Below are 11,784 nucleotides of genomic sequence, written 5' to 3'. Positions count from 1 at the left end.
GTGCCGGGGGGGGTGCGTCACGCGCGCGTGGTGGCCTTGCTCGCCGCGTGCTCGACCGCGGCTCGCGCCAGTGCCCGGACGACCGGGTGCGGGCGCGAGCCGTCCCCGGACAGCTCCGGCTGGAAGAGCGTGGCCAGGAAGAAGGGGTGGCCGGGCAGTTCGGCGACCCGGAGGTGGCCGTCCTCGTCGTGCCCGGAGAAGCGCAGCCCGTGCGCGCTGAGGGTGTCGAGGTGGCGAGTGGGTCCGTAGGCACAGAAGTACCGTTCGACGGTTCGCTCCGAGCCGATCACCGACTGGGCGAGCGAGCCGGACTCGATCCGGACCACCGCCTCATGGCCGACCAGCGAGCAGGCCAGGGGTTCGATGAGGAAGTCGTCGGCGTCGGGGTCGTTCTCGGCGTGCGCGACACGGTTCAGTCCGCACACGTCACGGGCGTACTCGAGGAGCGCGTGCTGGAAGCCGCCGCACGTGCCGAGGAACGGGATGCCCTCCTCGCGCGCGGTGCGGATCGCGGACAGCACCCCCGCCTCGCTGCGGTACGGGCTGCCCGGCAGCACCCACACGGCGTCGAAGCCGCGCACCGCGTCGTCGTCCGCCGCGTCCTGCGACGGGATCCAGTAGGCGTCGAGGACGAGCCGGTCGCGTTCGGACAGGGCGTCCAGCAGAAGCGGCACGCGCGTGTGCGAGGCGACATTGGGAGAGCGGTCCCCGACCAGGGCGAGCTTGGCCGTCCGAGCGGCGGTGTGTGTCATGGGCTCATCCTGGGCGCGGCCCCGAGTTCACGTCCAACGATGATTTCTGCATGCTCGATAAGCGAGGCTGATGTCGTACGGGATGCTGTCGGACATGGACCCGCACCTGCTGCGCACGTACGTCACCGTCGCCCGCCTCGCCTCGTTCTCCGAGGCCGCGCGCGAGCTGGGCTACACCCAGTCGGCGGTCTCCCAGCACATCGCCGCGCTCGAACAGGACCTCGGCGCCCCGCTGCTCACCCGCCGCCCCGTCGCGCCCACTGCGGCGGGCACACGGCTGCTGGAACACGCGGACCCGCTGCTGCTGCGTCTGGAGGCGGCCCGCGCGGACGTCGTACGCATGGCGTCCGCACCCGCCCACGGACTGACCCTCGCGGCCTCGTCGACCGCGCTCGGACCACGCGTCCTCGCCGCGCTCCCGGCCTCCGGGGTGACCCTGCGCGTGCTGCCCCGCGACGAGATCCCCGCGGCGGTCGCCACCGGCACGGCGGACCTCGGCCTGGTGGACGGCCTGGCCGCCCCGAGCGACCCGCTGCCCCTGCCCGACGTGGCACCACTGACCACATTCGGCGTGGGCGAGGAGCCCGTCCGAGCCCTCCTGCCCGACACCCATCCGCTCGCCCGGCGCACGGCCCTGCGCCTCGCCGACCTGGCCGACGCCCGCTGGCTCGACGCCCCCGACGCGGGCCTGCCGCTCGCCCACCTCCGCGCCGCGAACGGCGGCCACGGCTTCCGGTCCGCCCTGCGCTACGAGGGCACCGACGTCCGTGCCCTCACCGCGCTCGCCGCCGCCGGTCACGGCCTGACCCTGCTGCCACGCCCAGTAGCCGACGGCGTGCCCGGCACGGTCGCCGTACCCGTCACGGAACCTCGTGTCGTGCACCGGACGGAACTGGTGCACGCGGGGGCACTCGGGGGAGCCGCGGCGGCGCTCGCGCAGGTGCTGGCCGAACGGGAGTGAGGCGGGACCCGCTCGCCGCCCGCCTACCGACGTCCCGTGTCCGTCGTGACGTCCATGGCCTCTTCAGGGGCTTCCCGTTCCTGACCACCGGTCAGTCTCACTCGATCGTGGCTCGTTGTGCGCCGGTGCGCAGGGTAGTCACCAGGCGGAGGCGATCCGATGGAACAGACTGCGTTGCGACCGAAGCCCATGCCAGGTCAGGGGCCCGGCGACGGCGACAGGCCGGGCCCCGGCGCACGGCGCCCGCACGCCGCGCCCCCTCGACGCGGCCGACGGCTCACGACCCTGCTGCTCGCGCTGCTGGCCGGGCTGGTCCTGCTCCTGTCCGGAGTCGGACTCGGTGCGATGGGGGCCACGGTGATCGGTATGAGCAGACTCGCCGAGCTGCGGCACCAGGCGGAGCAGGGCGCCCCCGGAAGCCCGGCCACCTCCGCACTGCCCGGTTCCTCGGCCCGGCCGTCCCGGTCGTCGCCCTCCGCGTCGACTCCCGCCGCCGTCGCGATCCTCGGCGTGGAGGCCGTGGACGCCGAGAAGCCGGGTGCCCTGGTCGTCGGCGTGCACGTGCCCGGTCCCGGATACGCGGCCGGCCTGGTCCGGGGCGACGTGGTCCTCGCGTTCGACAGGACCCGCGTCGACTCGGCCGCCGACCTGGCGCGCGCCGTCGCCGGGGCCCGCCCGGGCCGCGACGCCGTCCTGACGGTGCGCCACCGCAGCGGCGGCTACCAGCAGCTGAGAGTGGTCCCGGGCGTCGTCACCTGACCGCCCCGCACTCCCGGTCGAGGACGCGAAAACCACTCGCCACGCTCCGTCGACAGGGCCACGATGACCCCATGCCGACCAGCCTCATCGCCTTCCTGGGGGCGTGTACCCTCGTCGCCGCCTCGCCGGGGCCCAGCACCGTGCTGATCATCAAGCAGTCCCTGCACAGCAGGCGCTCCGGATTCCTGACCGTGCTCGGCAACGAGACCGGCGTCTTCATCTGGGGCGTCGTCGCCGCGTTCGGCCTGACCGCGCTGCTGACCGCCTCCGAGGCGGCGTACGACGTGATGCGGATCGTCGGCGCGGTGGTGCTCGTCGGCTTCGGCGTCCAGGCGCTGCGGGAGGCACGCCGTGCCAAGGGGGCGCCGGAGGTCGCATGGGAGGGCGCCCGGAAGAGCGGCTGGGCCTCCTACCGCGGCGGGCTGCTGCTCAACCTCGCCAACCCCAAGGCGGCCGTCTTCGCCCTGTCCTTCCTCCCGCAGTTCGTGCCGGAAGGGGCCCCGCACCTGCCGACCATGGTCGGGCTCGCCGCGCTGTGGGCGGTCTACGAGGTCGGCTACTACGGCCTGTACGTGTGGTTCGTCGGCCGGATGAAGACCCTGCTCTCCCGCGCGGGCGTGCGCCGGCGCCTGGAACAGGTCTCCGGGGGCGTGCTGCTGCTCCTCGGCGTCCGTATGGCACTGGACACCTGACGCCATGCCCGGCAGGCCTCGCGGCGAGCCGCCCGAAAGCTCCGCCGATCGGCTCGCGCCACCCCCTCCGTACGGGCAGGATGCTGCCCGTAGTCCTTTCACGCGCCCAGGGAGGCCCGGATGACCGGTACCGCACCCGCGCCCTTCACCGCCGACGACTACAGGGCCCGTATGGCACGTGCCGCGCGGACGGCCGCGGACGCCGGGCTGGCCGGGCTCCTGGTGGCACCCGGCCCCGACCTGGTGTGGCTCACCGGCTACGCGCCCCCCGCGGAGACCGAGCGGCTCACCCTGCTGGTCCTCGTCCCCGGCCGGGACCCCGTCCTCGTCGTCCCCGCCCTGGAGGCCCCGGACGCCGCGAAGGCCGTCGGCGCGCCCGGCCTGACCCTGCGCGACTGGACCGACGGCCAGGACCCCTACGCCGCCACCGCCGCCCTCCTGGACACCAGCGGCCGGTTCGGCATCAGCGACAACGCCTGGGCGATGCATCTGCTGGCGCTCCAGAAGGAGCTGCCCGGCACCTCGTACGCCTCCCTGACCGACGCCCTGCCGATGCTGCGGGCCGTCAAGGACGCCGCCGAGCTGGAGCTGTTGGCGGCCGCGGGTGCGGCCGCAGACGCAACGTTCGAGGAGATCCGGAAGGTTCCCTTCGGAGGCCGCCGCGAGTCCGAGGTCGCGTCCGACATCGCCCACCTGCTGCGACGCTTCGGCCACTCCCAGGTCGACTTCACCATCGTCGCCTCCGGCCCCAACGGCGCCAACCCGCACCACGAGGTCGGCGACCGCGTGATCGAACGCGGCGACATGGTCGTCCTCGACTTCGGCGGCCTGAAGAACGGCTACGGCTCCGACACCTCCCGCACCGTCCACGTCGGCGAACCCACCGACGAGGAGCGGCGGGTCCACGACCTGGTGCGCGCGGCCCAGGAGGCGGGTTTCAGCGCCGTACGGCCCGGAGCCGCCTGCCAGGAGGTCGACCGGGCCGCCCGCGCGGTCATCGAGGACGCCGGGTACGGCGACTACTTCATCCACCGCACCGGGCACGGCATCGGCGTCACCACGCACGAACCGCCGTACATGATCGAGGGCGAGGAGCAGCCCCTGGTGCCGGGCATGTGCTTCTCCGTGGAGCCCGGCGTCTACCTGCCCGGCCGCTTCGGAGTGCGCATCGAGGACATCGTGACGGTCACCGAGGACGGCGGCCGGCGCCTCAACGACACCACCCGCGAGATGGTCATAGTGGACTGACCCGGCGACCCGTCCCGGAGCAAGGAGCCCCCGTAGACCCCCGAGCGACAACGGCGCGACCATGACCCAGGCACCGACACCCACCGCGGACACCGTCCGCCGACTGGTCCGTTCCCTGCTCAAGGACAACGTGGCCGACTCGGCCGGACCCGAGGTCCGGCCCGCCGGAGCGGGCGCCGAACCCGCCACCTGGTGGGTCGGCACCCGCCATGTGCTGCGCCTCGCCCCCGACCGGGAGGCCGCCGTCCGCCAGCGCCGCGAACTGCGCCTGCGCGACCTGGTCCGCCCGCACGTCCCGGTGGCGGTCCCGACGAGCGTCGCGTACGGCGAGTGGGCGCCCGGGCTGAGCTACACCCTGGACAACAAGGTGCCCGGCGGGGCGGGCGCCCAGCACGACGTGTCCGCGGTCGGTGAGGCCGATCTGGCCGGGCTGCTCACGGGGCTGCGAGAGGTCCCCGTACGGCAGGCCGAGACGCTCGGCGTGCCGCGCGCCGCGCCGCGCTCCCTGGAGTCCATGCGGCGCGCCGCCGAACCCGCCGCAGCGCGCCTCGCCGCCGCCGACGAGTTCGACGCCGCCCGCCTGCGTCAGCTCACCCAGCCCGCCGCCGTCCAGCTCGCGGCCCAGCCCGGCACCGCGGTCCTCGTCCACCACGCCCTCACCGGCGACCACCTCGTCGTCAGCGCCGACGGCAGGGTGCGCGGCATCCTCGGCTGGGCCGACACGGTCCTCGGTGACCCCGCCGAGGACATCGCCGGTCTCGCCCTCGCCGTCGGCTCCCCGGCCGCAGTGCGCGCCGCCACCCTGGCCGGTTACGGCGCCCGCCCCTGCCTGCGCGGCCTCTGGCTCGCCCGCTGCGACGCGCTCGTCCACCTCGCGGGGCGCCTCGACGGCAAGGGCGAGACACCACTGCCGCTGCTGAGGACACAGCTCCGCCACGCGTGGGAGGCGATCCTGCTGGAGCGCGTGACGGAGCTGAGGGAGGCCGGGGAGGGCCGGGAGGAGGACGCGGACGAGGAGCTCTGACAGCTTCCCGGCCAGCCCCGCAACAGTTTGATGGCGGACTCCCCGGTCAGCCCGGCAACAGCTCGATGCCGGGCTCCCCGGTCATCCCTGCAACAGCACCACGCCCGACTCCCCGGGCACATGCAGCACCCCGTCCGCGCCCGGCGCCTCCACGGGCTCCCACGCGGCCAGTACGGCCGCCTTGCGGGGGCCCAGCGGGATCGCCGCGGGTTCCTTGGCGAGGTTGACGGCCACGCGTACGTCGCCGCGGCGGAAGGCGAGCCAGCGCTGCTGCTCGTCGTAGGCCACCTTGGTGTCGGCGAGGTCGGGATCCGTGAGGTCGGGCTGCTCGTGGCGCAGGGCGATGAGACGGCGGTACCAGGCCAGCACGCGCGCGTGGGGCTCGCTGTCGAGCTCGGACCAGTCGAGGCAGGAGCGGTCCCGGGTCGCCGGGTCCTGCGGGTCGGGCACGTCCTCCTCCGCCCAGCCGTGCGCGGCGAACTCCCGCCGCCTGCCCCGCCGTACGGCGTCGGCGAGCTCCGGGTCGGTGTGGTCGGTGAAGAACTGCCAGGGCGTGCCCGCCGCCCACTCCTCGCCCATGAACAGCATCGGCGTGAACGGGGCGGTCAGCGTCAGCGTGGCCGCACAGGCCAACAGGCCGGGGGAGAGGGAGGCGGCCAGACGGTCGCCCTGGGCCCGGTTGCCGACCTGGTCGTGGGTCTGGCCGTAGCCGAGGAGGCGGTGCGCCGCCACACGCGTGCGGTCCAGGGGGCGCCCGTGGCGCCGGCCCCGGAAGCTGGAGTACGTGCCGTCATGGAAGTACCCGTCGGTGAGCGTCTTGGCCAGGCCCGCCATGGGGGCGCGGGCGAAGTCGGCGTAGTAGCCCTGGGACTCGCCGGTCAGGGCGGTGTGCAGGGTGTGGTGGAAGTCGTCGTTCCACTGGGCGTGCAGACCGAGGCCGCCCGCCTCGCGCGCGGTGATGAGCCGAGGGTCGTTGAGATCGGACTCGGCGATCAGATACAGCGGCCGGGCGAGTTCGGCCGAGAGGGTGTCGACGGCCGTCGACAGTTCCTCCAGGAAGTGGCACGCGCGCGTGTCCACCAGCGCGTGCACCGCGTCCAGACGCAGCCCGTCGATCCGGTAGTCCCGCAGCCAGGCCAGCGAGCTCTCCACGAGATACGCACGGACCTCGTCCGAGCCGGGCGCGTCCAGGTTGACGGCCGCGCCCCAGGGCGTCTGATGCGTGTCCGTGAGGTAGGGCCCGAAGGCGGGCAGATAGTTCCCGGACGGGCCGAAGTGGTTGTGCACGACGTCGAGGACCACGCCCAGGCCCAGCTCGTGCGCCCGGTCGACGAAGCGTTTCAGCGCCTCGGGGCCGCCGTAGGGCTCGTGCACGGCCCACAGGGAGACCCCCTCGTAGCCCCAGCCGTGCCGCCCGGGAAAGGGACTCAGGGGCATCAACTGGACGTGTGTGACCCCCAGTTCGGCTAGATGCCCGAGCCGCTCGGCCGCCGCGTCCAGCGTGCCCTCACGCGTGTACGTGCCCACGTGCAGCTCGTACAGCACCGCGCCGGGCAGCGGACGCCCGCCCCATTCGCCGCGCCACGCGTACTGCCCGTGGTCGACGACCGCGCTCAGCCCGTCCGGGCCGTCCGGCTGCCGGCGGGAGCGCGGGTCGGGCAGCACAGGGCCCTCGTCGAGTGCGAAGCCGTAGCGCGTGCCGTCCCGCGCATCTGCCTCCCCCCACCACCATCCCGCGCGATCGGGATCGCGCCCCAACGCGCGCGTGGCGCCCTCGCAATGGAGCGTCACTCGGTCGGCCTGCGGTGCCCACACCTCGAACTGCACGGACGGTTCCCCTTCGTCTGCTCACCGTGATGTAGCCCGTCCATGGTGCTTCAAACGAGATCAATCCGCTTTTGAATCTTCCCTTTTGCGGCGGGTGTCGTGACCGGTCCCGTCGGGCACGCGCGCGTGGCCGCCGTTTCCGCGTTTTCTGGACACCTGGGGTTCACTGACCGACAATCAGCAGCGTGACGTCGTCATTCGAGTTCAACACGTACCCCGCGCGGCTCTCCGACGCGGAGCGCGACAAGGCGCTGAAGGTGCTCCGCGACGGCGTCGCCATGGGCCGGCTGTCGCACGACACGTTCGTGCGCCGCATGGAACTCGCCCTCTCCGCCCGCCGCGCGGACGAGCTCGCCGTCCTCACCGCCGACCTCCCCGTCGAGAGCCGTGTGTCCCGCCTGGTGTTCGGCACCGTCGAGGCGGTCTCCGGCTTCACCGTACGACTGCGCAGGGCATGGCAGGCCGAGCGGCTGCCCAAGCTGCTGCTGCCGCACCCCGCGTCCGGCCATCCGCTGCGCATAGGCCGCGACCCCGCCAACGGGCTGCGGCTGACCCACGAGACGGTCTCCCGGGTGCACGCCGAACTGAGCAACCAGGGCGGCATATGGGTCCTGCGCGACCTCGGCTCCACCAACGGCACCACGGTGAACGGCCGACGCGTCATCGGCGCCGTGGTGGTCCGCGAGGGCGACCAGGTGGGCTTCGGCCGGATGTCGTTCCGGCTCGCCGCGAGCTGAGCGCGGCCTCCGCTCCGGCCTTGGCTCTGGCCTCGGCTCCGCGTGACGCTCGACCGAAGTCCCTTTGCTCTCTGTGGTGTTGACGTACCCGTCAACTCGTGACTGACTGTGCGTACACCATGTACACCAGGTGAATCGACGGCACCACATTGTGGAGGTGTGCCCTGCCGCCACTCCTCCGCTACCCGACCTTCGACGAGCTGGGCGCCCGGGCGGCCGCACTCGTCGCCCGCCGTCCCCGTGACGCGCGGCTGCGCCGTGTGGGGACGTCCCGCGCCGGCACCCCGCTGTGGCTGCTGTCCGTCGGTCACGGCACCCGCCAGGCCCTCGTCGTGGCCGGCCCGCACGCCAACGAACCGGTGGGCGGTGCGACCGTACTGCGGCTGGCCGAACGCGTGCTCGCCGACCCCCGCCTGCACGAGGGCGCCGACGCCACCTGGAACCTGCTGCTGTGCCTGGACCCCGACGGCCTGCGCCGCAACGAGGGCTGGCTGCACGGCCCGTACACCCTCGGCGGCTACTTCCGGCACTTCTTCCGGCCCGGATTCATGGAACAGCCCGAGTGGCTGCCCGACGGCGCGGACGCCGCCTCGCTGCCCGAGACCCGCGCCCTGCTCGACCTCCAGGACGAACTGCGGCCCTTCCTCCAGTGCTCCTTGCACGGCGTCGACGTCGGCGGCGGCTTCGTCGAGCTGACCCACGACCTGCCCGGTCTCGCCCAGCGTGTCGCGCACTCCGCCGCCCGCCTCGGCATACCGCGCGAACTCGGCCCCTACGACACCCTGTACTGGCCGGAACTGGGACCCGCCGTCTACCGGATCCCCAGGCCGCGCCGGGGTGATCTGGCCGCCGCCATTACCGAGGCGGCCGTCGAGTCGACCTGGTTCCATCCGCACCGGCACGGCACGGTCACGGCGGTCGTCGAGGCCCCCATGTGGGGCGTGGCAGCAGTGGAGGACGGCGCCCGGCCCGTCGATGAGGAAACGGTCCTGCGCATGGTGAGCCACACCCTGCGCCACGACACCGGGGTGCTGGAGCGGCTGCTGGAGCGCCTGCGCCCGCACCTGCCGGCCGGGCCCGAGACGGCCCGGCTGCTCGCCCCGGTGGACGACTATTTACTGGTCTGCCCGGGGCTGGCCGACACCTGGGACCCCGATTTCCAGGAACCCGGCGACGCCCGCCCCCTTCCCCCGCTCAGCACCGCCCATCTGGCCGCTCTGCGCATCGCCGGGCGGCGCCTCGCCCTGCGGACGGCCGGGCTGCTGCACCAGCTCGTGACGGCCGCCGGACGCGACCCGGCCGCAGTGATGCCGGAACTGAACCGCCTGCTGGACGAGTGGTGCGAGGACTACCGCGACGGCTGCGGGGCGCGCTGGATACCGGTCGCGCGCCAGGTGGAGTACCAGTCGCGGGTCGTGCTCGCCACGTTCGAACTCGCCGGCCGGTACGCGCCCGCGTGTTCCCGTTCGGGTGAGCCGGGCTGGAATGCCGGTGCCGCCGTGCCGATGCATCGGGAATGACACAATCCCTCACGAGGCGCTACCTCACCGGACACTCCCGCGCGGCGAAGGCCGGCCTGGCGGCCGCCACCACCCTCCTCGTCCTCGGCGCCGCTCCGGCGCCCGCGGCGGCGCACGACCCGCTCCTGGAGCCCGGGCCGACGCACTGGCTCTTCCTCACGATCACCCCCGGCGACGGCGGGCGCGCCGACGCGCGTGGCGACGGCGGACACGGCGGGACGCGCGGCGAAGGCGGTCACAGCCGCGGCGTCCTCCTCTCGTGCGACCCGCCCCAGGGGCACGATCGGGCGGTCGAGGCCTGCGCCGAGCTCACGAAGGTGGACGGCGACATCAGCCGGCTCCAGGGACTCCAGCCCAAGAACACCTTCTGCCCGATGATCTACGCGCCCGTCACCGCTCACGCGCGCGGGACATGGGGCGGACGGTCCGTCGAGTACCGGGAGACCTTCTCCAACTCCTGCGCGCTGGCCGCGCGGACCGGTTCGCTGTTCACGCTGGACAGCTGACACGGTGTTCGAGCCGACGGGGCCGCCCGGGTCGCCGCATGCCGGTGGCGAGCCGCACGCGCGCGTGGCGCCGGCCTGCCCGCACGGCGGGGTTCCGTCTCACGCCGCTCGGTCGCGTGCGTGCAACGCCGCCGCGACGACCGTGCGGGACTGGTGCTCGACCTGGTGCTCCAGGGGCACCCAGCGGGCACGGAAGCGTTCGGCGAAGGCGTCGCTCCAGGTCGCCACGAGGTGTTCGAGGCGCGGTGCCGCGCGGTCGTCGGCCTCCTGCAGGACGCGCAGCAGCATGGCCGCCGCCCGCAGCGGGAGCCGGCGCCCGAAGGCGTCCACGCTCCCGACGTACGCCCTGGTGTCGTCGGCGGGCGGTGTGTGCATCCAGTCGGCGGCCAGCCCCGGCACCAGCTCCAGCGCCCACTTCGAGGCCCGCAACAGGGGCCCGTCGAGGCCGTCCAGACGGGGGAGCGCCTCGGCGAGCACCAGTTCCACCTCCAGCGCGTCCCGCCTCAGCCGGCCGCCCAGCCGCCGCATCGCCCCGGCCGGATCCGGATGCGGCGCCGGGTCGTCCACCAGGTCGCTCGCCCACATCGGCACCTCGACGACCGCGGTCAGGCCGCCGTACCGGTGCACGTGATACCAGGTGCTGCTGCGCGCGTCGTCCGGCATGCTCGGGTACGCCGCCCCCGCGCCCGGCGCCGGCATCACATGCACCCCGGGTCCGGCCGCGGGCCAGCCCGCCGCGTCCGAAGCGCCGGTCTCCACCGGGATGTGCAGCTGAGCCGCGGACTTCGCGAACGGCTCGGCGAGCCCGGGAACGTCCTTCGTCAGCTGCACCCAACTGCCGCCCAGATCGGTGCCGTGCAGGGTCACCTGGAGGTAGGGGCGCAGTTCGTCGATGACCCCGGTCAGCACGCGGGTCTCCGGCGGCAGCCGGTCGGGCGGCAGCGCGGCCGGCGCCCACTCCGGCTGCTCCGCGGCAGCCGGCCTGAAGAAGCCGAGGTGGTACTCGAACAGACTGCGGGGCGCCGGAGTGACGTGCAGGCTCGCCCCGTCCGGGTCCGCGCACAGCAGGAAGTGCCAGGAGATGTCGGCCCGAAGGTCCCGCTCGTGCAGGACGCGCTCGGCGACCGCGAGGAGCGTGGAGCTCCCTGTCGGCTCGTTGGCGTGTGCGCCCGCGACGACCAGGACGGCGCGGCGGGCGTGGCCGATGGACAGCAGATGGAGGGGTCTGCCGCCCCGGGAGGTCCCCACCTGTCTCAGCGTGCACAAGCCGGGTCGGTGAGCGGCCAGGGCCCGGGCGGACAGGACCAGTTCGGCAACGGTGGGGTAGCGCAGCTCCGGCAGGAGACTCACCCCCGTCACGGTCACATCCGCCCGGCTTCGCAATCCGCAGTACCCCACGGTCTCGTTGACGTGTCAAGGAGTTCTCGGGGGAGGCTCCAGGGGGCGCCCAGTTGCATTCACCGCCGGCAGGCAGGAACGGTCGGCGTCAGCGGCCGGGCGAGGCCCGCCCGACCGCTCCGGGAGAGCGGCCTGCGCGCCTCAGGAGTGACTCGGCAAGGCGTACGTCCCGCCGAGCACCGCCCGCCGGCCCTCAGGAGGTCGCCGGAGCCTGCCGGCCGGTACGCATCGCCGCTCGTCACCACGCGCCGACCGTCGTACCCGAGCGCCGGGAGCGCGCGCGGGTACGAGCCGGTCGTCGGCAGGACGCCACAGCGCGCGGTGACGTCGTACGCGCCTGACGAGCGCTTCTTCGGCCAC

General features: G+C 73.8%; 11 protein-coding genes. 8 read left to right on the top strand and 3 right to left on the bottom strand.

Translation table 11 applies throughout. The annotated features are described in order from the left end of the window. Nucleotides 1-17 precede the first annotated feature (17 nt). The gene (locus ABD932_RS12940; RefSeq protein WP_345011946.1) at nucleotides 18-752 is read right to left on the bottom strand and encodes a CTP synthase C-terminal region-related (seleno)protein; all 735 of its coding nucleotides are present in this window, start codon (nucleotides 750-752) and stop codon (nucleotides 18-20) included. Nucleotides 753-846: 94 nt separating this feature from the next. On the opposite strand from ABD932_RS12940, the gene ABD932_RS12935 reads away from it, so the two are divergent. The 5 genes from ABD932_RS12935 to ABD932_RS12915 all read left to right on the top strand — a co-directional run bounded on the left by ABD932_RS12935 (nucleotide 847) and on the right by ABD932_RS12915 (nucleotide 5,436). Continuing rightward, nucleotides 847-1,713 (top strand): LysR family transcriptional regulator, encoded by an 867-nt coding sequence (locus tag ABD932_RS12935; RefSeq protein ID WP_345011944.1) that lies wholly within the window; start codon nucleotides 847-849, stop codon nucleotides 1,711-1,713. A gap of 159 nt (nucleotides 1,714-1,872) precedes the next feature. Next, nucleotides 1,873-2,472, top strand: coding sequence for a PDZ domain-containing protein (locus ABD932_RS12930; RefSeq protein WP_345011942.1), 600 nt, complete (start codon nucleotides 1,873-1,875; stop codon nucleotides 2,470-2,472). A 71-nt stretch (nucleotides 2,473-2,543) separates the two neighbouring features. Then, the gene (locus ABD932_RS12925) at nucleotides 2,544-3,164 is read left to right on the top strand and encodes a LysE family translocator (RefSeq protein WP_345011940.1); all 621 of its coding nucleotides are present in this window, start codon (nucleotides 2,544-2,546) and stop codon (nucleotides 3,162-3,164) included. Between the two features lie 120 nt (nucleotides 3,165-3,284). Then, the gene (locus ABD932_RS12920; RefSeq protein ID WP_345011938.1) at nucleotides 3,285-4,412 is read left to right on the top strand and encodes an aminopeptidase P family protein; all 1,128 of its coding nucleotides are present in this window, start codon (nucleotides 3,285-3,287) and stop codon (nucleotides 4,410-4,412) included. A 61-nt stretch (nucleotides 4,413-4,473) separates the two neighbouring features. Beyond that, a complete protein-coding gene (locus tag ABD932_RS12915) occupies nucleotides 4,474-5,436 on the top strand; it encodes a phosphotransferase family protein (RefSeq protein WP_345011936.1) in 963 nt (320 codons plus the stop codon). Between the two features lie 81 nt (nucleotides 5,437-5,517). Here ABD932_RS12915 and treZ read toward each other — a convergent pair whose 3' ends face one another. Then, nucleotides 5,518-7,263, bottom strand: coding sequence for a malto-oligosyltrehalose trehalohydrolase (treZ, locus tag ABD932_RS12910; protein ID WP_345011934.1), 1,746 nt, complete (start codon nucleotides 7,261-7,263; stop codon nucleotides 5,518-5,520). Nucleotides 7,264-7,448: 185 nt separating this feature from the next. On the opposite strand from treZ, the gene ABD932_RS12905 reads away from it, so the two are divergent. From ABD932_RS12905 to ABD932_RS12895, 3 genes are all read left to right on the top strand, one after another. Continuing rightward, nucleotides 7,449-8,000, top strand: a complete 552-nt coding sequence (locus ABD932_RS12905) for an FHA domain-containing protein (protein ID WP_345011931.1) — start codon at nucleotides 7,449-7,451, stop codon at nucleotides 7,998-8,000. Nucleotides 8,001-8,149: 149 nt separating this feature from the next. Further along, the gene (locus ABD932_RS12900; RefSeq protein ID WP_345011929.1) at nucleotides 8,150-9,520 is read left to right on the top strand and encodes a M14 family zinc carboxypeptidase; all 1,371 of its coding nucleotides are present in this window, start codon (nucleotides 8,150-8,152) and stop codon (nucleotides 9,518-9,520) included. Next, a complete protein-coding gene (locus ABD932_RS12895) occupies nucleotides 9,517-10,026 on the top strand; it encodes an SSI family serine proteinase inhibitor (RefSeq protein WP_345011927.1) in 510 nt (169 codons plus the stop codon). Before ABD932_RS12900 ends, ABD932_RS12895 begins: the two co-directional genes overlap by 4 nt. 99 nt (nucleotides 10,027-10,125) lie before the next feature. Here the strand turns inward: ABD932_RS12895 and ABD932_RS12890 are convergent, their stop codons facing one another. Continuing rightward, a complete protein-coding gene (locus tag ABD932_RS12890) occupies nucleotides 10,126-11,376 on the bottom strand; it encodes a M14 family zinc carboxypeptidase (RefSeq protein ID WP_345011925.1) in 1,251 nt (416 codons plus the stop codon). Nucleotides 11,377-11,784 lie beyond the last annotated feature (408 nt).

The sequence above is a fragment of the Streptomyces shaanxiensis genome (assembly GCF_039537145.1).
In the GTDB taxonomy this organism is placed as follows: Bacteria; Actinomycetota; Actinomycetes; order Streptomycetales; family Streptomycetaceae; genus Streptomyces; species Streptomyces shaanxiensis.
The sequence above is the reverse complement of the archived record's forward strand: the minus strand, read 5'-3'. Positions and strand labels throughout refer to the sequence as shown.